Origin of the sequence: Citrifermentans bemidjiense Bem (genome assembly GCF_000020725.1) — a bacterium.
GTDB lineage: Bacteria > Desulfobacterota > Desulfuromonadia > Geobacterales > Geobacteraceae > Geomonas > Geomonas bemidjiensis.
In genome coordinates, this window is sequence record NC_011146.1 from 480327 (window position 1) to 504197 (window position 23871).

The 23871-nt window shown below is 53.4% G+C and carries 24 protein-coding genes and 1 tRNA gene; 13 read left to right on the plus strand and 12 right to left on the minus strand.

Going from position 1 to position 23871, the window contains the following annotated elements; genetic code table 11:
• Position 1: 1 nt before the first annotated feature.
• On the minus strand, positions 2-331 hold the full coding sequence (gene trxA / locus GBEM_RS01990; protein ID WP_012528841.1) for a thioredoxin: 330 nt from the start codon (positions 329-331) through the stop codon (positions 2-4).
• A 235-nt stretch (positions 332-566) separates the two neighbouring features.
• Here trxA and GBEM_RS01995 point away from each other — a divergent pair, with 235 nt between their 5' ends.
• The 6 genes from GBEM_RS01995 (at position 567) to hemB (ending at position 7517) form a co-directional block, all read left to right on the plus strand.
• Complete coding sequence (locus GBEM_RS01995) at positions 567-1241, plus strand: precorrin-2 dehydrogenase/sirohydrochlorin ferrochelatase family protein (RefSeq protein WP_012528842.1); 675 nt, start codon at positions 567-569, stop codon at positions 1239-1241.
• The gene (ccsB, locus tag GBEM_RS02000; RefSeq protein WP_012528843.1) at positions 1238-2053 is read left to right on the plus strand and encodes a c-type cytochrome biogenesis protein CcsB; all 816 of its coding nucleotides are present in this window, start codon (positions 1238-1240) and stop codon (positions 2051-2053) included. Before GBEM_RS01995 ends, ccsB begins: the two co-directional genes overlap by 4 nt.
• 60 nt (positions 2054-2113) lie before the next feature.
• Complete coding sequence (hemA, locus tag GBEM_RS02005) at positions 2114-3418, plus strand: glutamyl-tRNA reductase (RefSeq protein WP_012528844.1); 1305 nt, start codon at positions 2114-2116, stop codon at positions 3416-3418.
• 189 nt (positions 3419-3607) lie between these two features.
• Positions 3608-4564, plus strand: coding sequence for a hydroxymethylbilane synthase (gene hemC, locus GBEM_RS02010; RefSeq protein WP_012528845.1), 957 nt, complete (start codon positions 3608-3610; stop codon positions 4562-4564).
• A gap of 282 nt (positions 4565-4846) precedes the next feature.
• On the plus strand, positions 4847-6379 hold the full coding sequence (gene cobA / locus GBEM_RS02015) for a uroporphyrinogen-III C-methyltransferase (RefSeq protein WP_148212884.1): 1533 nt from the start codon (positions 4847-4849) through the stop codon (positions 6377-6379).
• 118 nt (positions 6380-6497) lie between these two features.
• Positions 6498-7517, plus strand: coding sequence for a porphobilinogen synthase (gene hemB / locus GBEM_RS02020; RefSeq protein ID WP_012528847.1), 1020 nt, complete (start codon positions 6498-6500; stop codon positions 7515-7517).
• 263 nt (positions 7518-7780) lie between these two features.
• Here the strand turns inward: hemB and GBEM_RS02025 are convergent, their stop codons facing one another.
• Positions 7781-8113: a cupin domain-containing protein gene (locus tag GBEM_RS02025; RefSeq protein WP_012528848.1), complete on the minus strand. Its 333-nt coding sequence runs from the start codon at positions 8111-8113 to the stop codon at positions 7781-7783.
• A 102-nt stretch (positions 8114-8215) separates the two neighbouring features.
• Between GBEM_RS02025 and GBEM_RS02030 the strand changes: the two genes are divergently transcribed.
• Together GBEM_RS02030 and GBEM_RS02035 are read left to right on the plus strand one after the other, a co-directional pair.
• Entirely contained in the window at positions 8216-9298 is a 1083-nt protein-coding gene (locus GBEM_RS02030) for a ribonuclease Z (RefSeq protein WP_012528849.1), read from the plus strand.
• 128 nt (positions 9299-9426) lie between these two features.
• Entirely contained in the window at positions 9427-9795 is a 369-nt protein-coding gene (locus GBEM_RS02035) for a translation initiation factor Sui1 (RefSeq protein WP_012528850.1), read from the plus strand.
• A gap of 7 nt (positions 9796-9802) precedes the next feature.
• Here GBEM_RS02035 and GBEM_RS02040 read toward each other — a convergent pair whose 3' ends face one another.
• Positions 9803-10000 carry an RNA-binding S4 domain-containing protein gene (locus tag GBEM_RS02040; RefSeq protein WP_012528851.1) on the minus strand — a complete coding sequence of 66 codons (198 nt, stop codon included), beginning with the start codon at positions 9998-10000 and terminating at the stop codon, positions 9803-9805.
• A 96-nt stretch (positions 10001-10096) separates the two neighbouring features.
• Between GBEM_RS02040 and GBEM_RS02045 the strand changes: the two genes are divergently transcribed.
• The 3 genes from GBEM_RS02045 to GBEM_RS02055 all read left to right on the plus strand — a co-directional run bounded on the left by GBEM_RS02045 (position 10097) and on the right by GBEM_RS02055 (position 11488).
• Complete coding sequence (locus GBEM_RS02045) at positions 10097-10660, plus strand: elongation factor P (protein WP_012528852.1); 564 nt, start codon at positions 10097-10099, stop codon at positions 10658-10660.
• A 200-nt stretch (positions 10661-10860) separates the two neighbouring features.
• Positions 10861-10936: transfer RNA gene (locus GBEM_RS02050), tRNA-Phe, on the plus strand.
• 108 nt (positions 10937-11044) lie between these two features.
• On the plus strand, positions 11045-11488 hold the full coding sequence (locus GBEM_RS02055; protein WP_012528853.1) for a DUF2442 domain-containing protein: 444 nt from the start codon (positions 11045-11047) through the stop codon (positions 11486-11488).
• Between the two features lie 79 nt (positions 11489-11567).
• On the opposite strand, the gene GBEM_RS20290 is transcribed toward GBEM_RS02055, so the two are convergent.
• From GBEM_RS20290 to GBEM_RS02080, 6 genes are all read right to left on the minus strand, one after another.
• Positions 11568-12245 (minus strand): DUF4145 domain-containing protein, encoded by a 678-nt coding sequence (locus GBEM_RS20290; protein WP_012528854.1) that lies wholly within the window; start codon positions 12243-12245, stop codon positions 11568-11570.
• A gap of 121 nt (positions 12246-12366) precedes the next feature.
• Positions 12367-12906, minus strand: a complete 540-nt coding sequence (locus GBEM_RS21145) for a hypothetical protein (RefSeq protein WP_012528855.1) — start codon at positions 12904-12906, stop codon at positions 12367-12369.
• A gap of 91 nt (positions 12907-12997) precedes the next feature.
• Positions 12998-13570 carry a hypothetical protein gene (locus tag GBEM_RS02065; protein WP_012528856.1) on the minus strand — a complete coding sequence of 191 codons (573 nt, stop codon included), beginning with the start codon at positions 13568-13570 and terminating at the stop codon, positions 12998-13000.
• A gap of 141 nt (positions 13571-13711) precedes the next feature.
• Entirely contained in the window at positions 13712-15079 is a 1368-nt protein-coding gene (locus GBEM_RS02070; protein ID WP_148212885.1) for a hypothetical protein, read from the minus strand.
• Between the two features lie 123 nt (positions 15080-15202).
• Positions 15203-16405 (minus strand): HEPN domain-containing protein, encoded by a 1203-nt coding sequence (locus tag GBEM_RS21150; protein WP_012528858.1) that lies wholly within the window; start codon positions 16403-16405, stop codon positions 15203-15205.
• 88 nt (positions 16406-16493) lie between these two features.
• On the minus strand, positions 16494-17798 hold the full coding sequence (locus tag GBEM_RS02080) for a hypothetical protein (RefSeq protein ID WP_012528859.1): 1305 nt from the start codon (positions 17796-17798) through the stop codon (positions 16494-16496).
• Positions 17799-18421: 623 nt separating this feature from the next.
• Between GBEM_RS02080 and GBEM_RS02085 the strand changes: the two genes are divergently transcribed.
• On the plus strand, positions 18422-19000 hold the full coding sequence (locus tag GBEM_RS02085) for an antibiotic biosynthesis monooxygenase (protein WP_012528860.1): 579 nt from the start codon (positions 18422-18424) through the stop codon (positions 18998-19000).
• A 164-nt stretch (positions 19001-19164) separates the two neighbouring features.
• Positions 19165-19776 carry a hypothetical protein gene (locus GBEM_RS02090; RefSeq protein WP_012528861.1) on the plus strand — a complete coding sequence of 204 codons (612 nt, stop codon included), beginning with the start codon at positions 19165-19167 and terminating at the stop codon, positions 19774-19776.
• Positions 19777-20281: 505 nt separating this feature from the next.
• Here the strand turns inward: GBEM_RS02090 and GBEM_RS02095 are convergent.
• From GBEM_RS02095 to GBEM_RS02105, 3 genes are all read right to left on the minus strand, one after another.
• Complete coding sequence (locus GBEM_RS02095) at positions 20282-21523, minus strand: porin (RefSeq protein ID WP_012528862.1); 1242 nt, start codon at positions 21521-21523, stop codon at positions 20282-20284.
• A gap of 361 nt (positions 21524-21884) precedes the next feature.
• Complete coding sequence (locus tag GBEM_RS02100) at positions 21885-22322, minus strand: phosphate-starvation-inducible PsiE family protein (RefSeq protein ID WP_012528863.1); 438 nt, start codon at positions 22320-22322, stop codon at positions 21885-21887.
• Positions 22323-22546: 224 nt separating this feature from the next.
• Complete coding sequence (locus GBEM_RS02105) at positions 22547-23665, minus strand: glycosyltransferase family 61 protein (protein WP_012528864.1); 1119 nt, start codon at positions 23663-23665, stop codon at positions 22547-22549.
• Positions 23666-23871 lie beyond the last annotated feature (206 nt).

Sequence of the window (23871 nt, forward strand, 5' to 3'; positions counted from 1 at the left end):
TTTAGAGCGCCTTCTTGATCAGGGCCTCCAGCTGTGCTTTGGGTATCGCGCCGACCACTTGGTCCACGACTTTACCGTCCTTCAGCAGGATGACCGTGGGGATGCCGCGCACCCCGTATTTTGCCGGAGTACCCGGGTTGTCGTCGACGTTTACCTTGCCTACTTTTATGCGTCCGTCGTACTCCGACGCTATGGTATCGATGAGGGGAGCGATCGCTTTGCAGGGGGCGCACCAGGTGGCCCAGAAGTCAACCAGCACCGGGATGTTGGACTGGAGTACTTCCTTCTCAAAGTTGTCGTCGGTAAAGGTGTGTACGTTTTCGCTGGCCATGAACCCTCTCCTTTAATAAAAAAAGTGATTCCTACTATAAATGAGCCGATGAAAAATGCAAGGGGTAACTTGTCGCGGGGTTAGGGGACATTAACGGGCCTTCCCAGCCCTCTTAACCAAAGAAGAGGCGAAAAAACAGTGCGGTGAGCGATGCCTTTCCTGGTTCGCGTATTCAAGGTTGACAGTGGCGCGCCTTAAGGCCATATTGGCGAAAATTCTGAATCGGAGAGCCAACTTGCGCTACTACCCGATAAATGTAGACCTGCATGGCCAGAGCGTGCTGATCGTGGGGGGCGGGAAGGTCGCGGCCAGAAAGGCGAAGCGGCTTTTAGCCGCCGGCGCCCGACTCACCGTGGTCGCGCCAGTACTCGTTCCGGCGCTTGCGGAGCTTGCCGAGCAGGGGACGCTGCGGCACCTGGAAAGAGGGTATCGTCACGGCGACCTGGCCGGGGCAATGCTCGCCTTCGCCGCCACCGACGATCCGCAGTTGAACCGGGAGGTTGCAGCCGAGGCGAAGGAGCGCGGCATCCTGGCCGATGTGGTGGACGCGCCGGCTCAAGGAGCTTTCACCACCCCCGCCGTACTGGAACAGGGGGACCTTCTGATCACCGTGTCTACAGGTGGTGCCAGCCCGGCGCTGTCACGGCAGATCGTAACCATGATCGAGCCCCTTTTCGGTCCTGAATATGCCGAAGCTGTATCGCTTTTAGGTACTGTCCGTGAAAAGCTATTGACTGAAAAGGTGCGGAACGCATACAATGACCCGGTTTTTGCCGAACTGGCAGCGCTCAATCTTCCCGCGCTGATCAAAAACGGGCAGAGAGATGTAATAGACCAGATACTCCTGAAGCTCTCCGCTACCGGGGCTCGACCTGGCCCGGATGGGGCTGATAAAAAGGAACCGTCATGAATGCCTTGCTTTTCAACAGCACCCTGGTCATCTACGCAGTAGCCACCGTCATCTACCTTGCCTACCTGGTCAAGCCCAAGCAATCCCTCGGACGCGCCGGTTTCTGGCTGACCGTGGCAGGCTTCGTTGTGCATTTAGGCTTCACGCTGAACCGCTTCCTCGAAGCGGGGCACACCCCGATCACCAATCTCCACGAATCGCTTTCCTTCTTCAGCATGGCCACGGTCGGCATCTTCATTATGTTCGAGAGGCGCTACAAGGCGTCCATCCTCGGCTCGTTCGTCATGCCGCTGGCGCTTTTGATCCTGGCGATCTCGGCGACCTTCTCGGCCGTCATCCCGCCGCTGAACCCCGCGCTCAAGAGCAAGTGGCTCGCCATCCATACCATCATGGCCTTCCTCGGGTACGCGGCCTTCGCCATCTCCTTCGGCGTCAGCGTCATGTACCTGATCCAGTCGCACTTCCTGAAGAAGCGCCGGCTCGGGCCGATGTTCCAGAAGCTGCCGCCGCTCGACATGCTGGACGACATCAGCTACCGCTGCCTTACCTTCGGCTTCCCGCTGCTGACCTTCGCCATCATCTCCGGCGCCATCTGGGCCGAAACCGCGTGGGGCACCTACTGGAGCTGGGACCCCAAGGAAACCTGGTCGCTCATCACCTGGTTCATCTACGCGGCGCTTCTCCACGGCCGGCTCACTACCGGCTGGCGCGGCAGGAAAGCTGCCATGCTTTCCATTTTCGGATTTGTCATCATGCTCTTCACCTTCCTCGGCGTGAATCTTCTCCTGTCGGGGCTGCACAGCTACAAGTAAGGGCAACAAGAGGCGGCAACCGCTTTTCGGTTGTGATTCTCAGGAAGAGGCAGGTTTGTTATGAATATTATTGTGGTTGGGCTGTCGCACAAAACTGCCGCAGTTGAAATAAGGGAAAAAGTAGCCTTCGCCCCGACCCAGATGGAAAAACCGCTCCAGGCTGTCGTGGCGCTGCCCGACATCACCGAGGCGGTCATCGTCTCCACCTGCAACAGGGTCGAGATCTACGCCACCACGCGCGACGTCGCTGGGGGGATGGCGAGGATCAAGCGTTTCCTGGCGGATTACCACAACGTCCCCCTGGAGTTGCTGGAGAAGCACCTCTACAGCTACCACGGCGAGGACGCCACCCGTCACGTCTTCCGGGTCGCCTCCAGCCTCGATTCCATGGTGGTCGGCGAGCCGCAGATACTCGGGCAGATCAAGACCTCCTACGGTTACGCCGCCGAGTACAAGAGCTCCGGCATCATCCTGAACCGCTTCCTGCACAAGGCCTTCTCCGTTGCCAAGAGGGTCCGCACCGAGACCAAAATCGCCTCCTCCGCCGTATCGGTCGCCTTTGCAGCCGTCGAGTTGGCCAAGAAAATCTTCGGGGAACTCTCCGACAAGACCGTCCTTCTGATCGGCGCCGGCGAGATGTGCGAGCTTGCCGCCAAGCACTTCATCAACACCGGCGTGCGCGGCGTCATGGTCACCAACCGCACCTACGAGCGCGCCGAAAAGCTGGCCGAGGAATTCGACGCGAAGCCGGTTCATTTCGAGGCGTTGATGGAGACCCTTCCCAAGGCCGACATCATCCTCTCCTCCACCGGCGCGCCGCACTTCATCATCCACGAAAAGGATATGGAGGAAGTGCTGCGCCGCCGCAAGCACAAGCCCATGTTCTTCATCGACATCGCCGTGCCGCGCGACATCGACCCCAAGGTCAACAACGTGGAGAACTGTTATCTCTACACCGTCGACGATCTGAACGGCGTCGTCGCCACCAACCTGGAACAGCGCAAGGTCGAGGCGGCCAAGGCCGAGGCCATCGTCGAGCAGGAGATCGGGCAGTTCTTCAAGTGGCTCTCCTCGCTGGAGGTCACCCCGACCATCGTGGCGCTCAGGACCCACTTCGACGAGATCCGCAAGGCCGAGCTCTCCAAGACCATCTCCGGGTGGAAGGACCTTCCCCCCGGCGCCGAGAAGAAGCTCGATGCGCTCACCAACGCCATCATGAACAAGCTGTTGCACCAGCCCACCAGCGTGCTGAAGAGGATCGACCAGGGAAACCGCAACGACCTCTATGTCGACGCGCTGAGGAACCTATTCGACCTCGAAGTCGGGGGGGAGTCGCAGGACAACATGATGGAACTGGAAGACTGAGAAGCAGGGGCTAGGGGCTGAAAAACCGGGGCTAGGGGCTGGGGGCTGGAACTGCCTGAACCGGCGACGGGTCCGGTCAATATCACTTTATCCAAGGGATTAGGTAGTAGCGGTTAGGGGAACGGCGGATTGTACGCCAGCCCCTAGCCCCTAGTCCCTAATCCCTCGATTAACACAAAGGAGAAGTACATGGCGCTGAAAGAGCTGAGAATAGGTACCCGCGCGAGCCAGCTCGCACTCTGGCAGGCAAACTGGGTCAAATCCGAGCTGGAAAAACGCTACCCGGACATGACCGTCACCCTCACCAAGATCAAGACCATCGGGGACAAGATCCTCGACGTGCCCCTGGCTCAGGTGGGCGGCAAGGGCCTGTTCGTGAAGGAGATCGAGGAGGCGATGCTGCGCGGCGAGATCGACATCGCGGTGCACAGCATGAAGGACGTGCCGACCGAATTCCCCGAGGGTCTGGGCCTTTACTGCATCACCGAGCGCGAAGATCCGCGCGATGCGGTCATCTCCAACGGCGTCAAGTTCGCCGACCTGCCGCAGGGCGCGCGTATCGGCACCTCTGCGCTCAGGCGTCAGGCGCAGCTCCTCAAGGTGCGTCCCGACCTCGAGATGGTCATCATTCGCGGCAACGTGCAGACACGCATGGACAAGCTTAAGACCGAAGGGCTTGACGCCGTCATCCTCGCCGCGGCCGGCCTGAACCGCCTGGGCTTTGCCGATCAGATCACCGAGATGCTCCCGACCGATCTCTCCCTCCCCGCCATCGGCCAGGGCGCGCTGGGCATCGAGTGCAACCTTTCCAACCAGGATGTGAAGGACGCCATCTCCTTCTTCAACTCTCCGGACACCAGCCGCGCCGTTCGTGCCGAGCGCGCTCTGCTGTGGCGCTGCGAGGGTGGCTGCCAGGTTCCCATCGCCGCCTTCGGCGAAGTGACCGGCGACCAGCTGAAGCTGACCGGTTTCATCGCCTCCGTCGACGGCAAGGTTTCCGTCAAGGGAGTCGTGACTGGTCCTGCCGACGACTGCGAGAAGCTTGGTGTGAAGCTCGCCGAGCAGCTCCTTTCCGAAGGTGGCCACGCCATCCTCGCCGAGGTATACCAGCGTGAAGTCTCCCGGGAGAAGGAAATCCCGGTATAACCAAAACCTCAAAAGCACTCACCACAGAGGACACAGAGGTACACAGAGGAAAATCTGAGGAACTACAAAAGCTTTTCGCCCCCCCCTCCCGCAAGGGGAGGGGGGACCAAGAACGGCTTTCCCCGAGTCAAAGTCTTTTTGTTTCTCTCTGTGACCTACGTGATCCTCCGTGACCTCTGTGTTAATGCTTTTTAGGTTGCAGCTTTCACTTTGTTCTTTTCAAGGCTAATGGATTCCCCTTAGCCTTTTGCCTTTTGGTGTGGTGTCGCTATGAGCGCTGATATGAAGAACGGATATGTCTATCTGATCGGTGCGGGTCCTGGAGACCCGGGCCTGATCACGGTGAAAGGGCGCGATTGCCTGACCAAGGCCCAGGTGGTGATGTACGACTACCTGGCCAACGAGGAACTGCTGCGCCTCGCCCCGAAGGGGGCGGAGCTCATCTACGCCGGCAAGGTCGGCGGCGAGCACAACCGGGAGCAGAGCCAGATCAACGAACTACTGGTACAGAAGGCGCTCTCGGGCAAGATCGTGGCGAGACTCAAGGGGGGCGATTCCTTCATCTTCGGGCGCGGCGGCGAAGAATGCGAGGCGCTGGTCGAGGCCGGCATCCCCTTCGAGATCGTCCCCGGCATCACCGCTGCAGTCGGCGCCACCAGCTATGCCGGTATCCCCCTTACCCATCGCGGCGTGACCACCTCCGTCGCCTTCGTCACCGGGCACGAGAAGAAAGGGAAGGCCAGTTCCGAAATCGATTGGGAAGGTCTCTCTCTGGGAAGCGGCACCGTCGTCTTCTACATGGGCGTCACCAACCTGCCGCACATAGCCTGCAGCATGATGGAGCACGGCCGCGCGCCGCAGACCCCGGTGGCGCTGATCCGCTGGGGCACCCGCCCCGAGCAGGAAGTGCTGGTCGGAACGCTGGCGAACATCGCAGAAAAGGCGAAGGCCGCCGAGTTCAAGGCGCCCGCCATCACCGTAGTCGGCGAAGTGGTCAACCTCAGGGAAACCCTGCGCTGGTTCGACAACCGCCCGCTCTTCGGGCGCTCGGTCCTGGTGACCCGCGGCGCCGACCAGGCGGGCGGGTTCACCTCCAAGCTGGAGCAGCTCGGCGCCAGGGCTTACTGCTGCCCGACCATCGAAATCACCCCGCCCACCGATCATTCCGCACTCGACGAGGCGATCGAGGGGCTGGACAGCTTCAACTGGATCATCTTCACCTCGTACAACGCCGTGAAGTACTTCTTCGCCAGACTCTCCGAGCACAACCTCGACACCCGTGCCCTCGGCCGCTGCCGCGTCTGCGCCGTCGGTCCCAAGACCGCCGCGGCGCTGGCTCAATACGGCATTCGGGCCGATCTGATCCCTTCCGATTACAAGGCCGAGGGGGTCATCGAAATCTTTTCCGAGATGGACATGGCAGGACAATGGGTGCTTTTCCCCAAAGGCGACCGTGCCCGCGAAGTCATCACCGAGGAGTTGGGGCGGATGGGAGCCCAGGTCATCGCACCTGTCGCCTATGCGAACCACACCCCTGACGATATCCCAGCCGAGGCGCTCGCCGCCCTCGAGGACGGTCGCATCGACTGCGCCACCTTCACCTCCTCCTCCACCGTGCAGAACTTGGCCGCCATCCTGGGCGAGAACCGGTTCCTGCATCTGATGCAAGGAGTAAAGGTCGCCTCCATCGGCCCCATCACCTCCAAGACCTGCCGGGATCTGGGGCTTGAGGTGCACATGGAGCCCGCCGAGTACACGCTCGACGCGCTGGCCGCGGAGATGATCGAATATTTTCGCGCAGGGGAATTACGGTAACTGAAGTAGAACCTCCCTCTTTAGCTGTATCAGGTGGCCGCAGGTCCCCTCGCCCAGCGGGAGAGGGACAGGGTGAGGGAAGGTTTTAAAGGCAACAACAGACAAAAAGGAGAGATCAATGTTCTACCCACTGTACAGAGCGAGAAGGATCCGGGGCAAAGAAGTCTTCAGAAACATGGTCAGGGAGACCTCGCTTTCCGCCAATGACCTCATATACCCGATGTTTTCCGCCTTCGGCAAAGGGATCAAGAAAGAGATCTCCTCCATGCCCGGCATCTATCAGCAGTCCATCGAGAACATCGTCGAGGAGGCGCAGGAAGTTTACGAGCTGGGTGTTCCCGCCGTCATCCTCTTCGGCATTCCCGAGCAGAAGGACGCCATGGGGACCGACGCCTACTCCGACACCGGGATCATCCAGGAGACCATTCGCGCCATCAAGAAATCCGTTCCCAAGCTCGCCGTCATCACCGACGTCTGCATGTGCGAGTACACCGATCACGGCCATTGCGGCGTGATCAAAAACGGCGACGTCGACAACGACGAGACCCTGGAGCTGCTCGCCAAAGAAGCCCTTTCCCATGCCAAGGCCGGTGCCGACATGGTCGCACCCTCCGACATGATGGACGGGCGCGTCGCAGCCATCCGCGAGTCTTTGGACAACAACGGCTTCAACCAGATCCCGCTGATGAGCTACGCCGTCAAGTACGCTTCCGGGTACTATGGTCCGTTCAGGGAAGCCGCCGAGTCCACGCCGCAGTTCGGCGACCGTCGTTCCTACCAGATGGATCCGGCTAACCGGCTCGAAGCCATCCGCGAAGCACGCATGGACGTCGAAGAAGGCGCCGACATCCTCATGGTGAAACCCGGCCTTCCCTACCTCGACATCGTGCGCGAGGTGAGGAACGAGTTCAACCTCCCGACCGCCGTGTACAACGTCTCCGGCGAGTACAGCATGATCAAGTCCGCCGCCAAGATGGGTTGGATCGACGAAGACCGCGTCATTATGGAGACCATGATGTCCTTCAAGCGTGCCGGTGCCGACCTGATCCTGACCTATCACTCCAAAGAAGTAGCCAAGCTTTTGAGGAAAGGGTACGAAGCCGACATCAGCGATCGCTGCGGCTGCGGCTGCAGGTAAGCCAGGCAAGGCTAAAAGCTCACCACAGAGGTTCACAGAGGTACACAGAGGAAAAGGCAGAAACAACAAGGGGCGCAGATATACTCGTTTCGAGCATCTGCGCCCCTTATTTTGTGACATGGAAATACAACAGCTCTCTTCTGGTTTAACCGTAAAGCTTTTTGTTTTATGCAGTTATCCCCTGTATCCCTTTCATCCCTGTTTAGAGCTTTTAGAAGTTGTTTCCCTCTGTGGTTCCTCTGTGTTCCGCTGTGGTGAGTGCTTTAAGCCCTGATCATCACCAGCAGCATCTTGAACGGCTTCACCGCCCTAAGCGAATGCGGCTTATTCGCCGGCATGATGATGATCTCCCCCGCCGCGACATTGTGAGCGGTCCCGTCTATATTGATCTCCGCCTCCCCATCCAGCACCTGCACGAACGCGTCATAGGGGGCGGTATGCTCACTCAGCCCCTCTCCCGCGTCAAAGGCGAACGCAGTGATAGTTCCCACCGGCTTGTCTATGACCGTCCTGCTCACCACCGCGCCATCCTGATAGCCAGCCAGGTTCACCAGATTCAGCTTCTCTCCAAGAGCCACCCCTTTTTTCTCAGCCATATCCATTCTCCTCTCACATAGGTTTCGTTCTTGATAGGAACTGTAACCCGATCAGACAGTGATGCAATTGATGCAGGTCAATCTAATGGTAAAATTCTGCGCATGCCCAAACCTTTTCGCTACCTGGAACCCACCTTTTTTGCCGGTCTCTTTGACGACCCGCTGCTTTTGGTTCGCGTGCGCCCTACCGGACGTGCTCTTCTCTTCGACTGCGGCAAGATGCACCACCTAGCCAAGAGGGTCTACACCTCCATCGACGCCATATTCATCAGCCACGCCCACATGGACCATTTCATGGGGATGGACAGCGTTGTCCGCCACAGCCACGCCTCTCCCCGCACTATCGACGTCTTCGGTCCTCCGGGTCTTGCGGCTCGCATGGGTCACAAGTTCTCCTGCTACGATTGGAACCTCGCCGACACCTTCTGGGGCAACTTCAGGGTAAGCGAGATAGACGACGGCCGGATCAGCAGCACGCTTTTTAGCGGCCCCGATGCCTTCGCCGCCAGCAGGGAAGGGGAGCGCTCCGGCGTCCTTTACAGCAACAGGCACCTCACCGTGACCAGCGCGCAGTGCGAGCACAGGATACCCGTCCTCGCCTACAAGGTGGAAGAAGGCGCTGCCTTCGTGATTGACGACGAACGGATGGCCGAAGCGTGCGTCAGAAAAGGCGCGTGGCTGAAGGATCTGGAGAAGCTCTTTCGTGATGGGGAAATGAAGGGGAACCCGGTAAGGCATCTCTGTGTCAGCGGAGAAGAAGTGGAAGAACGACTGGAACCCGATGCCGCGGCACTGTATCAGCGGATCAGGAAGTTCGAGGAACCCGCGAGCATCGGCTATGTCACCGACATCGGGTACTCAGAGGAAAACATGGCGAGCCTGGAAGGATTGGTAAAGGGAGTGACGCTTCTTGTCTGTGAGTGCGCTTTCCTCGCCTCCGAGCAAACCAAGGCGCGGCTTTCAAGGCACATGAGCACCGCCGATTTCAACATGATGTTGGACCGGCTGCGCCCCAAGTACGTGTTGCCGATGCACTTCTCCAAGACCTATCAGCGTGGAAGCGAGCCCCTGTACCGGGAGATAGAGCCGCCGCCGGGAGTAACAGTGTTGAAGATCCCCGACCGCCTGACCCCCCGCCCGATCATGGAAAGCGAGGTGCCGAGGCCGGTGGAACTAAAAACCTGATTCACGCAAAGCCGCAAAGGCGCAAAGAAAAACTCCTGGTTTGCTTTGCGCCTTTGCGGCTTTGCGTGAGACGCTTTTTGCTTTTCTTATCTTGTATCCTCAGCGTCTTTTCTGCTACAAAAGCCCCTATGAAAAAGACCAGCTCCAACAACGACGCCCCCGTAGTCTACTCCTCCGAATTCGGCCGCATGTGCCCGGGTTGCGGCAAGCCCCTCAAGGATTGCGTTTGCCGCAAGAACGCCTCAGCCCCTGCAGGCGACGGCGTAGTGCGTCTAAGGCGCGAAACAAAAGGGAGAGGCGGCAAGACAGTCATCGTCATTGCCGGCCTCCCCCTCGATGCAGATAAACTCACCGCCCTTGCCGGAGAGCTGAAACGCCGCTGCGGCTGCGGCGGTACCGCCAAAGACGGCATAATCGAGATCCAGGGCGACCACGCCGACGTCCTTTTAGCCGAACTCGCCAAGCGCGGCTACAAGGCCAAGCGCGCCGGCGGCTAGTTTGAAGCTATTCCACCAGGAACGTCTTTTTCTCGACTTGAACCTTGTCGCCGCGGCGCAGTTTCCTGCCGCGGCGCAGTTCCACCTCGCCGTTCACCGACACCATCCCCTCAGAGATGATGATCTTCGCCTCGCCGCCTGAACAGACAGCGTCCACAGCTTTGAGGAAGCTGTCCAGTTTGATGAATTCAGTATCTATCTTCACAAATCCTCCATTCTCTATAGCCGCCACCTATATGGCGCGGTTGAACTTATCACAGAATTCTGCTAAAAAGGGACATTTCGTAAAGGAGAATCCTGCATGTACACTACCAATGATTTCAAGAAGGGTCTCGTCATCCAGTTGGACGGCGCTCCCTGCGTGTTAGTAGACGTAAGCTTCCAGTCCCCGTCCGCCCGCGGCGCCAACACAATGGTCAAGACCAAGTACCGCAACCTGATCACCTCCCAGGTGCTGGAGAAGACCTTCCGTTCCGGCGACAAGGTAGACGAAGCGGACTTCGAGCGCCACAAGGGGCAGTTCCTTTATGCCGACGGCGGCCGCGGCGTCTTCATGGATCTGGAGACCTACGAGCAGTTCGAGATGGAAGAAGACAACTTCAGCGCCATAGCCCCCTTCCTGTTGGACGGTACCGAAGTACAGCTCGGCATCTTCCAGGAGCGCATGGTCAACGTCGATCTTCCCATGACCGTCGAGCTGGTAGTCACCGAGACCGCCCCCGCGATGAAAAACGCCACCGCCACAGCCCAGACCAAAGAAGCAGTCCTAGAGACCGGTTTGCGTCTGCAGGTGCCGCCGTACCTTGAAGCCGGAGAGAAGATCAAAGTAGACACCCGCGACGGCCGTTTCATCTCCCGCGCGTAGTCAGGGAAAAGCAGCACCGAAAGCAGAAGCCTCAGCCTGAAGCAGAACATTGCTCTTTAGCCATAGTCCGTGGCCAGACGTCCCCTCGCCCAGCGGGAGAGGGACAGGGTGAGGGAAGATGTTCAGGTTCTATGAACAGTCACAAAAGTAAAAAAAGAGGTTGACTCGTTCGGATTATTCAAGTATAAAGTTGGTCTCTTGCCCAGATAGCTCAGTCGGTAGAGCAGAGGATTGAAAATCCTCGTGTCGGCGGTTCGATTCCGTCTCTGGGCACCACTTAAAAACTAAGAGGTCAGCTATTGAATAGCTGGCCTCTTTTTTTATTCCATTCTTTTCTCTCAGTTGAAGTAGCAGTTCCTGTCAGCTTCGACTGGAGATTACAAGATGAACAAACCCCCGCGAATTGAAGAAGTCACTGTAACGGTGCCTGCCGGTCTGGTTATCCGTTGGACGACCGGTGAAACCATGCAAGCCGACATTGGAGACTGGATGTTGCGTTTTGCACTATTAGAACCGCTCAAAGATTCAGAGGTCTTCAAAAAGGCTCGTGTCGGCTGGTACGGTCACAGCGTAGAATGGAGCGAAGACATCGAGCTTGGAGCCGACCATTTGTACACCCGTTGTAAGGCACAGGCAGGTGAACCGTCCCCTGAAGAATTCAACGAATGGATGAAGCGCAACGATCTTTCCTTGTCGACTGCTGCGGAGGCGCTTGGTATGACCCGCAGGATGATCACTCACTACCGCACTGGCAGCAAGCGGATTCCACGAAATATCTGGCTTGCATGTATCGGGTGGGAGACACTCAAGCATAAACACGCTGCATGAACCGGCTGTTCGCGCCGACCAACGGTCTTGTGCTTGACCTGCCGGGCAGGGCTCTGCCCGGCCATGGTCCTAGCGCTGGTTATGCCTTCTTTCTTCCCGGAGTTGCGCGCCTAAGTGTTCTCGCCTTTGATAGCAAGTCAGCAGTTTTGTTCTGCTCGAAGCACAGCTTATAAAAGATGTGTTCTGTAATTTCCATCATGTGGGTTGTGGCCTTGATAGTGGGAGAGTAGCCGCGGTGTGCTGAGGCACTACCGGCGTTCACAACCGCCATTAACAGTTCTTTGTCAGCGGGGGTAATAATTTCTTTTTCCACTAATCTGTCGACCTTTGTCTCAAACCGTCCAATATCACCTATTTTTTCCACCATTACTTTATCTAGGGCTGTCCTAATGCCAGTTGCCGCAAGAATGAAAAGAGATGAATCTAGAGCTGAGTAAACCTCAGAGAATATCTTTTGGTATGCCTTTGAGAGCTTTGGGAACCATAACGGTTTCTTCCAAAATTGTTTAGGTGGGAAAAATTCGGTCTTGGTGATGTACGAGTCACCGATCATTGGGCCAGGGTTTGTCCAGTGGTGAATGCAAAGAACGACATTCTCGCAATGCTCACACTGTAGGACCTCGTAGGTTTTATAGTGCCATTCAGAGCCTGTGCCAGATCTCTTTCCAAAAGACTTGCCATTGGAAGCCGGCCTGTGAAAACATTGGTTGTCACAGGCTCTACAGACGTATTTTTCTTTTCTGTCAGGAATTATCATCTCTTTCCTTTAAGCATAACGCCATAAGGCTGACCAGCCCGCCCAGCCTTTCCGGGCGGTCTGGTCGTGCCGCAAGTTGGACATTTCGCTATTTCTTTTCTGACGCACTGCATGCTCACTCTTACCGAGCAGCAGGTTTCGCTCTGTTAAGTGTTTTTTCACGCTCTGCATTTTCTGCTTTTATTTTCTTTGTTAACCTTTCTATTGAATCGTCAGGGCCGCCTTTTGCATCACAGAAATACTCTCCTTCAACATAAGCGCCATAGCTATTCTTTGATTTGTATTTTAGTACATACGAAAACTCTTCTGGCACATATGAAAAACTTATTATTCTTGCATTATCTGGATCTAACAATTTCAACCTAGCGTTATCTAGACATATTTGCGCAGGGTCCTTTCTGATTCTTAACCAAGTTTCTTTTACTGAATTAACTCTTTCACTAGGTGCAAACATAAAAAACAATGCAATAATTGTAAGAAGTATCAGTATTCCAATAACAAATGGGTTTCGAACAATATTGTTATTTGACTTGGGTGCATGAATCCGCGACTCTGCTGTTGTACTCTTCGACGGAGATCCCCTATCAATGTCATACCCGCAGGTGCAGCGAGTTATATCCTCAGAGTTGTTGGTTTTGCAATCAGGACAATTCCATTCCATATTCGTCTCCTTATTTTATGAACCTTCTTCCCGCGATAAATTCAGCCCTTGACCTGATTCAAACTGTCCGGTTGGGCTTATAACCTGCGTTTCATAGGACTTTTTCTGGACGCCCATTCATATTAGCCATGCCGAAGTTGACACCCCTACGCACGCTATCAATCTCACTGATAAGCCCCATGAGGTCTACGAATTGCTCAGAAAAATAGATGCGCATATCTTTGGGGGAAAACCGTTTTAGAATGATTTCGTTAGGTTCTGGTTTGTTGTCAGACACACTCAAAGGGCTTATCTTTACCCCTGGCAAAAACTTATGTGTCATTTTATCGAGACGTTCATCCACGTGCTCGTATGAATTCCGTACACTCCTTTCGGCAAGGAGCGGTAACTCTGGAAGCAACATCAGTTCCCTCAGCAGTTTCCCCCTATTTTGCGCACGGACACCAGCTCCGAACAAGATTTTTGAAATCACACCAGACGCAAGAAGCAGTTGATGGCACGCTTCAAAAATCTCTATTGGAGGCATCCTTATAGAATCAGTTTCTTTCAGCCAACCAGCTCGTGCCAGTTGCAAGCGTGTGGCGGCACGTTCTGCAAAATCGCATTGAAGATTGAGCTCAGCTAGGAAGAGAATGGCATCGACATTCTTGAATGGAATTGTCATTCGTTTTCTTTCTTTTGTTCAACGGCTAGGGCCATGACCCGCCCGACCAGTTTCATCGGGCGGTCGGCGTCCATGGGCCTTATTGGTACATTTGCTTTTTGTCCACTGCCTGAAAGTGGAGTCGCGCCCCCTTAGCCTTTCCTATTCATGCCAGTTTGGTGCAACATCGGCTTCGAACGGCGACTTGCCCCACTCCGGAGCGATACCTGGAAATCCTGTGGGAGGATTTCGGCCATCGTAACGCCATTGGTTGGGCGGATCGCCATTGGCCCCGATGGCAAAATGATGGCCACCTATGGTGCGCCTCCACGCGTACCACTTAGTCCCATCGTCCGCCACTTCCATGACTATCCCTGATGGAATCTGAAGCCCTTGCCTTGTAAAATCATCACCGATCCTGTCAAGAAGCTCGTGTTTGTAAACAGTGGGTGCATGGCGGAACCATCCCATGTGGCATGTGTGAAGCCAATCCAACGCTTCCCTTGTCTCTCGGAATTCGCGCTTGTCGACAGGCCGGCCTTGTTCGTCTACATCTGGATTGCCTGCAAATCGTTTAAGGTCCGCTTGATAGGACTGCTCAGCTTTTTTCTTGGCAAGTTGTTCGTGTTTGAACTCTCTTGCCGCCTGCACGGTGGCCCACACAGATTCGGTCCTTGCAATGTGGTGTGTCCCGCCCTTAGCTGCACGATGAATCCACTCCAGGTTCGGCCCCAGTCCTAATACTAGGCCGGCTTTGACTTTCCACACTCCTTGCGGATCGGGCCGTGCCAATTCCAGGCGTATAAAGGCCTGTTCGTAGCTGGATACTAAGCTCCATAAAAAGACCAACAAAAGAACCCAAAGCCCTAGGCCCACTGGCCATCCCGCGCGCAGGACGAACAACCGGAAATCAATAGAATCCCAAGCCGATGACAGGGATATTGCCGTATTTCCAAGCAGGGCCGCAGCCAAAATAAGGAAGAAGCGACTGCTCCAGCCTTGCCATTTTTTCTTCTCATCCGACGTCTTGATGAGGACGGGCGCTGTCGAGAACACAATGATCACGGGCTGCAGGATAATTTCTACAAAAAGCGGAAACGCACTGAGATTGACAAGATACTCCATCAAGACCGAGATTCCGGCAGTCTTCCATACAGCACGCGAAAAAAAACCCGGCTTATGGGCATCAGTAAAACCCGCAAGTGATACAAAACCTACGGTCACCGCCCACACAACAGTGTCTTTAGTTAAACTCTGGTCCCAAAGACACTGCCATTGCGCAAGAAACACAAATAGTGCGATCCATAAAACGTAGGAAATCCATATGATGAGAAGTTTCGGCGACATCGCAGAGCGGATTACGCTCCTAATGCTATGCCTAATATGGGGCTGTGGCAGCAGCCACGCAGCCAAAACTCCAATCAAGATCAAACTGGCCCACTCTCTGTTGTTCAGTTGAAAGCCGTGTTCAACCAGCCAAGCGCTTGCCGCTACAAGGGCACGTTCGATAGAATCTGTTTGGTTCGTCATACGCATTGCATCATGGTTTCAACGTCACAAGGCTGACCGGACCTAAGCCGGTCTTGCCGCTGGTTGAACATCTTACTCGTTTCCTTAATAAATGCTGGTTCTAAGAGCCAAGGTGAAAGATAGTCAGTCCTCTGCAATCTTCATCCTTCTTATTGCTCGCGCAGGATAACCGTCCGCTGTTGATTTGTCGTATAGCTCAAGTTCTTTGGCCTCGACTAATTCGTTGATAATATTATAAGAAGATACGTAGTCATAACCTTGGTCGCCAAGGCATATTTTGACGAATCGAGATAAGCCAACGTAACCGCCATGTTCTCTTTCAATTCGTTCCTGTTTTTCAAGTTCGTCTAGTAGTATTTCTTTCGTAATTGCTGAAAATTGACCTGTTGGGGAGGTAACAGGCTGAGAGAGGCTTTCCATTATTGATTCTTGTATTGCCGCTTGCTCGCCCTTGCTGAATGCGACTTCGTCTATTTTTTGTTCAGCTTCATCTATTATAGATTGCAAGCTATCTATATATTCGTTGGCTTTTATTAGGTCTTCATGCACAAACAAGTTATTATGTGCTACTTTATGTCTAATTTCTTCTAAACGAATCCATTTATCTTGGAAGCCTTTGTCTTTGAAGGTTTCTTTAAAATATTTTGTATAGTTACTCTGTAATTCTTCTTTGAACCTTTTCAATGCCTCCACGCTCTCGTCAAGACTCATTAACTTACTTATAATGTCATCTTTCTCTATATATCCTGAAGTTTGGGCATAAACAATTTTACCTAGTTCAAAAAAATCTATGAGATACGCCTTGTTATCAATATGTTGAGAAAAAACTCTTTCGTTGTTCCGTCGTTGATGTGCTTTTTTTTGCATTTCAGCATCTGCTGTGAGTCTCCACCAATCTGGTCCAAGTTTTGTAACAAAGAATTTTATTAAATAATGTCTCAACCTATTTTCAATCCTGTTTAGTTTTGGATATATCTCACATGCGATCTGTTCTGATATTTCATCAGTCAAAATGTAAACAAGCGAAAAATCTTGTTTTTGAATATGTGAAGTCAACGGTAACCTGAATTTTTCTAACGGTTCAATGTGTCCAACAGAACTTATAGTGAAGGCTTTTTGTGGGCTTTCGGATGTGCCTTTCATGTCAACTTCGGTGACAGTAACGGAAAGGCCACCCCATTCAATTTTATTCTTATGGAGTTTTGGCGAATTCCACAAGTCGTTGTTAGACATTAATGAATAAAGCATTTGTTCTTCTGTTTGTATTTTGCTTGTACGACTGCTATCAACTGTCAGTAATTGAAAAGTATAATTTTTGTCTGGCATTCGCATCCTCCGAATATATTTACTTGTTCAACGGGGCCGCGCTTGACCTGACGGGCGGCTTTATGCCCGATCACGGTCCGAGCGCTTGTTATGTGTCAGTCTCTGATACTGGCCTGACACGTAGCGGCTTATTCGGAATTTTTCCCGGTTTGTCAAATTCCAATTCATTTTCACCAAGCCTCAACTTAAGCTTAGATGCCCTTCCCATAAGCGCCGAGGCAAGTTGATCTGCAGGGTGAATAACTTTTTCGGTTTCATCTTGTTCTTTGACAAAGAGGTTCCTTGAAATTCCTTCAATGAGTGTTTTGGGGAGGGTTGACTGCGTCTCTTTGCGCCACTCAAGGCAGCTTTCGATAATCCAATTTGCTCTATTTACATCTATATAAAATTGTTGGAGTTGGAACTCGGAGGAAGAATGTTGTTCAGCCCATTTATTCTCCCATTTGATGTAATAAAGTATTGTTCCTACCAAGCCTAATGAATACAGCGTAAACCGCCCCCATAACCAGTACATTGGAAGTTTGTCTGTGCCTGTTATAGCCATTTTTGCTTCTAATCCGGAATACAGTAATAATGTAAGCAGGATTACCACCAATGTCAGCATCCCGAAAAATACTGGTTTTCTTTTTCTTTCGGTGTTGGAAGATACTCCAAAGTTACTAATTCTGGTTTTTACATCTTCCAACATTCTGTCCCGGATTTCTCTACGGACATGGGTATTGTCTCTGTCATCAATTGTTTTAATTTTTTCTTCAAGCAGCTTTTCTTTTTCTTTTAAGCTGACCGACTTTTCCTTGTAGTCCTCTTCTAATATGGCTTTTTGCTGTAAGTTTGCCTCTTCCAGTTTTGTAACTTTATCTGCGTACTGAACTTCAAGATTCTCCCTAAATGCGGAGCTTTGCCTAACAAGATCCTCGTTTAACAATTCAAGTCGTTCAAGGGTGCTTTCATGAATTGCAATCATCTGGTTTTGTTCTTCGGAAACTCCCCGACCAGCAAGTCGCCCTGGATCAAACGCTTTAAGTTTCTTGTTGATAAAAGCAACAATTTGCATCTTTTCGGTGTTACTTAGATTGCCCTGCTGGTTATAGCTCAAAACAATTTCATCAAAAATTGGGGATTTTTGCTCAGGTTGATACTGTCCGCCACGAGAATAAGAAATTCCAAGGCCTCTTATCTGCAAAGACATTCCATCAATTACAGCTGATTTCAACTCAAGGAGTGCCGCCAAATCTCCACTCGCGTTACCACCGATGTTGACTTCGCCGAGGTTGCTAAAGCCTAATGCGGAGATGTGAGCTGAGGACACTCCGTATGTCTCACCAAGTTCCTTGAATGCATCGACTATTGATCGGTCAGAGGCACGTGGAATTTTGATTCTTTGATTGCTCATTTTTGCATCTCCTTATTTTATTGATTCACATAACTATGTAATTAGGAGGAAATTGCCGTCATCCCCCCTTGTCGGCATGCAACATTAAAATATCTATCAGGCTACGTTCGCCCAACTCATTGATATGACGCGCTGTGATGGTCGGAATTTGTGCCAATTGGGGGGATGGACAGAAAACTGTTCATCCCCCTTCTCGAGTGGAATATGCTGACGCTACTCACGTGCAACCTTCATTGACCCAGCTTAAATGATCGCAATATATAGAGATCCTTCATCTATGTCAAAGGTCATGTGCTGAATGGCTGAACTGATCGTCAGCCTTGATGGTTCTTCCGAAGCAGTCGAGGTCCCGCCTGTCAAGTCACGCGGAATATTTGCAATTGGGGGAGGTGGACGAAGCTTATGGAGGTATGATATCCAACTTGCGGTAGGTTCACGTGAATTTTCGGGTGACATAATACCGATAATTCTGTAACACATGAGGAGCAGAAGAAAGATACACCCACATGGGTGGAGATGGACTTCGCGTGCCTATAAAAGTGGGGGAGAAGTCTGAGAAAAACAAAGCAAGTCTGCCGCTCATCCGCCGGTCGTTGGCATAGTAATTAAGAGAGGGCAAAGCCATGAACGCCGTCATATCAGCTGATCCAAAACCGATCGAGGGCGCGACGGTAGTTATTACGCACCGGTTGCGTGAAAACAAGCAGGCAGAATACGAAAGCTGGCTCAAGGAAATTGCGCCTCTCTGCAAAGCTTCGCCCGGTCATTTGGACTGGCATATCGTGCGTCCGATATCTGGATTGTCGGAAACTTATACCATCATCATTCGATTCGATACCGAAGCGCACTTGCGGGAGTGGATGGAATCCCCGACCCGCGCCCGTTTGATAGAAAAAGTTCGGCCACTGTTTGTGACCGACGACGACTTTTTTATCAGTAGCGGACTGGATTTCTGGTTTACACCCGCGGGGGCGAAAGCCAAGGTGCCGGTTCGCTGGAAACAGTATCTGGTGACATGGTCAGCCATCTACCCTTTAGCGTTAGGTATTCCTCTGATAGTTACCCCAATTCTGCAATTCCTTGGGATCCCAAATAATCGTTTAATAGCTACGTTAGCAGTGACTGGACTCGTCGTTTTTCTTATGGTGTACGTGGTGATGCCACGCTATACAAGACTAGTTCAGCGTTGGTTATTTCGTTAAGGGGGAGGCTCTTGTGGAGCCGAATGATTCCTTTGGCAGCGGAGTGTCGTCGACCCATTTATTTGTTTTGGGTTATTTCCGAGGCCTTCAAGATTTTTTTTGACAGCGGCTAAAGCCCGTTTACTATTTTGGTGTATTGGAGATAGCTAATGCGGAGGTCGCAGATGCCCTTGAGCAAATTGAGCCATCCCGAGATAATCACCAAGTCCGCAGTGGTGACTGCGACCTACAACAAGGAGATGTTCGACTACCTTTTATCGCTCATCCCCACGCCTGACTTTTATATCGAGCTTCACGAACGATACGCGACCAATTTCGCGGGTTCTCTGAAAGGAGACCCGGAGAAGATCAAAGCCTGCGCTGCGGATCGTCAGCTGATTGACCAAAACCTCTCCATCCTTTTGGGTTTGGCCAAGGTTGTCACAGCTAAAGATCCCTCCGTGATGGAGTCTTTCGGTCTCAATCGCCCAGCGGAGAAAACAGCGGCTTCCGCCGTCGTGCTGGAGCGTCCCAAGAATTTCAGGGTCAGTTTCGACAAGAAAGGTCATCCCCAGGTGTCACTCACAAAGATAATGGGCGCAAAGGGATACGAAGTGTGGGCCTGCGACGCCGATCCCAGCTTGGAAGAAAATTGGAGGCTGGTGGAATGGTCGACGAAATGTCAGAGCATACCGATCACCGGATTGAACCGCACGCAACTCAACTGGCTCAGGATCAGAGGTAAGCGGGGGGACATCTTCGGTCCCTGGTCCAATCCCATCAGTCTTTTCCCATAACTCCACCCAAGCCCCCCTTGGCGACAACCAGGGGGGCTGGATCTTCCCGCTCTAACCTTCTCACCTCAATCAGCTAAATCAACAAGTTCCGCAGTAAGCTCCTAATCGGCAACAGTGGGAGATGCTCAGTTCCCAGGCCGGAACATAAGAGCTCCCATCAGGTGAAATCTTGCACGGAAAAGGTCATCTTTTTTTCAAATGTGTCATTTCCGGAGCGGGAAACATCCTATTTTTTCCAAATGTGTCATTTTCGAAATCAAATACGTCATATTTGATTCAAAATGTGACGTATTCACTAACGAATATGACATATTCACTAACGAATGTGACGTATTTGAATGGAAATATGACATATTCAAAAACCAAAACGTCATTTCCCAGGGGAGTTGCGAGCGAGTCGAGCCGGAAAGAGGGACATGGAAGGGCGGGAGAGCGATTAAAGCTCCTTGTTGATAGCTACGGGGGAACAAAAAAGGGGAGGCCGATCCGGCCTCCCCTTTTTCATTTAGAAGACAAATCCCAATGTTACCTGGAACTTGTCGTTGTCGAGCTTGGTGCTGCCGCCGGTGCCGTGATCGTCGTAGATCTGGTAGTCGGCTTTGATCGCCAACTGGGTGACGGGCTTGAAGGAGACGCCGAAGGTGGTGTAGTTCCGGTCGAACCTCCCATTTTGTTTCGCCGGGTTGATGGCTCCGCCGTCCTGGGTGTCGATCTCGGAATACCTTACGAATACAACTGCATCGGCATTGGCGAGCTTACCTTTTTTCCAGCTCTCCGGCATGGCGTGCCATGCTCCTTCCACCCAATAGCCGGACATGTTGTGCCCGACATCGTCGCTCAAAAGGGCGGGGTTGTTCTGGAAGACGTGGACGTACTCTCCGCCAAGGTCAAGCCTCCCGATGCTGTACCTGCCGTCGAAGGCGGCAACCGTAGTGTAGGCGCTCCCGTCCTTGGCGGAGTTCGCGGTGTAGAAGGAGAGGTTGGTGTAGAGGTTGGTGGCAGGTCTCACCTCTAAGCGGCCGGTGACGGCCTTGTTCCGGTTGAGGTCCTTGTTCATGTTCTGCCTCCCCTCACGGATGCCGTTCTTGGCGGAGAACTCGGTTCCGTCCAGGCCGTTCATGACCATCAACTGGTAATCCACCCTGTCGCCGAGCGCGCCGTGGATGCCTACGCCCATTTCGCGCCAGGTAGAAGGAATCAGGTAGCGATCCAATTCGGGACGTTCGGTTGAGTTGAAGTTGGTCGGCTCATGGTACAGGTTGGTCGCCCCCAGCGGCACCAGCATGATGCCGGCCTTCACGTTGAACTCGCGCTGCAGTTTGAAATCGAGGAATGCCTGCTCGACCACGACTTCGCCGGACAACTCGGTCTCGCTGGCCAGATCTTCGTTGACCCCGGCGTGCTCCCACTCGAGTTCGGTGTTCAGGGTGATCCAATCGGAGAGGTCCGAGTTTACGTAGAGCACGAGGCGATGCGGATCGAAGGTGTTGCTGCCTTTGCCGTTGCCGTTTTCACGCTTCACGATGTAGTCGAGCTCGCCGTACCCGCCGAACCGCGTGTTGTCCCAAAGCTTCTTGCGAAAGCCCGATGCTTCCGTCGGGGTCGCGGAATTTGTCTGCAGCAGCTTGACCTGGTCGCTTAGGTCGTCGACCTGCTTGCGGAGCGTATCGATTTCCGATGCTCCGGCTATGGAAGATACGGCGATAAGTGCTGCGGCCAATGTGCTGGTAACCAACTTCTTGTGCATTTTTCCTCTCCTGTTGTTGATGAAATGTTGACTTGAAACTGACCGCAAGACAAAGCTACTCAACTATTCTAGAGTTAGCTGGATTTTGTGTTTCAGTTTCAAATCAACTTGAATATCAAATAAAAGTGTCAATGAATCGGTATGTTTTCAATGACTACCTTGCAGAAAATGAATGTTGTATTCAAGTAACACATGCTGCTTTTGATAGTCAATGTGCGGGTGATTATTTTTTTTAAATGCAGAGTGGAGACCCCGGTGAGAGCCGAGTGACAGATGAGCTATGGGATGAGAGATAAGGCGAGGGGAGGGGGGCGGTCCAGAAAGGAAAACTGATTGTGCTATGAGAGTGAGGGCCGGTCGATCAAAGCTCTTTCCTGATAGCTGCCGGGGAGTACCTGACGGCCATGACCCTTACCAGGGAAAGGGAGATCACCAGGGAAATGGTCATGGCGACTTCTTCCCAGCGGATGTTTTTGTACCAGAATGCCATGACTTCGGTAAGTACGGTGACGATCACCGTGTCGATGATGTAGGTGACCTTGACCCGCCCCTCGCTGAAGTAGGCCAGTGCGGTCCTCAAAACTTCGATGATGGCGAGGACCGTTAGCATGTCGACCATGATGGTTTTGAAGGCTGCGTGAAAGTCGGTTTGGAAGATGAGGCGAAGGTCGTAGACGGCGCATCCGACGCCGGCAACGATGGCCAGCAGTATCGCCAGAATCAGGAAGGAGAGGACTACTCTGGTGGACATCTCGTAAAAGCGGGTCAGGTTAAGGTCAACAACGTCTGCTTTCCACATGTTTTGGCTCCTTTCGTGTTGTTAAGACGAAGGGTAACAGCCGCAGGTCACGGGGATGTGTCGGAGGGGTTGCAGCAGGGTGAAAACTTCTTCTCACGCAAAGCCGCAAAGACGCAAAGAAATTCCAAGAGCCTGTTGACGTTCTTCGCGCCTTGGCGTCTTGAGCGAGCGTAGTGAGCGGGCGTGAGATGGCTTCCCGGCTTCAGCGGGATCTTGAGGCAGGATTACAGCTGCCGCAGCACGGCGGCCATGGCTTCGTCGTCTATCTTGTGGCCGGTGCTGCAAATGACGTAGCGATAGTCGAAGCCTTGGCTGAAGCTGAGCCAGGCGAAACAGTCGAGGATGTAGTTTTTGGGAAATATCTCGATCACCCTGCACGGAGGCTCGGACCAGACGAGATTGCTCAGGCCGGCGCCGTGGGTCGACACTACCGTATCGGCCTGGTGGAAGATGCGGATCTGCTCCTGGAAAGAAACACCCTCCAGGTGCAGGATGCTGAAACCCTTTTCCTGGAGCTTCCTCTCAAGCTCCTCCTCGCCAAGCAGACGGCGCCTCCTGCTTTTGCGCCGCGAGATGTAGAGTTTGGTTCCGGATGCGGGCACGCCGGAGGTCTCTTCGGCAACGACCTTCGGCTTAACCTGCGACTTGAGCAGGTCGATGACCTGCGGGCTGGTAAATTCGGGTGCGGTAAGGTACTGCGGCATCACCAGGTTCCGGACCTTGAGCGGAGTGGAGCAGAAGATGAAACGGTCGGCTGCCTCGGGGCCGAGGATCATGGACAACCCGTCCATGACGTAGGCTGGGGAGTTCTCGGGAAGGACGATCTTGACCTCGGGAAACCTGGAGAGGGCGAAGAGAAGGTTGGGCAGGACCTCCAGGAGCCAATGGTAGTACCCCGCGGCGGGAGGGCAGACTACGACAGGTTCATCCGACTTGAGCTCGCTAACCGGAAGCAGCGGTTCGTGCAGCATGTCTCCCCAGTCCATGATGCGGCGCAAGGATCCCACGCTCTCCTCCAGGATCCTGTTGCCGATCCAGACCATACCGGAATCGGGCGAGACTACCGCGTCTTTCAAGAGGTAGAGGTTGCGTTTGCCGAATGCCGCCTCTGTTCTGATGAAAGGGGGAAAGGCGGCCTTCAGGTCGTGGCGTACTACGCGGGGGTCGGCGACCTGGATGATGTCGAGGATGTGCCGTTGGATCTTCGGGAGGTAGGAGAGCTTTTCCAGCGACTCGATGCTCGACTTCGGCATCTTGCCGATGATTGGGCCAAGTAACTCCAGCGAAAGCTTCTGCGCCAGCCGTCTTTTCTCTTTGACCGCCTTTTCGTGCTCGTGCTTCATCTTTCACTCTTGTTTATGGATATTCAGCTGGGTCACGGGAGTGGGTGAACTTGCCAGCCGCGCAAAGGCGGCACCTACCCCCACCCCCTAACCCCCTCCCGCAAGGGGAGGGGGGATTTAATCGAGACCCTGCTCAAATGGGCTTCTTTTATACTTCCGCCGGCATCAAAAGGCAACGTGATTAGGCGCGACTCGGCCTGTTGCCC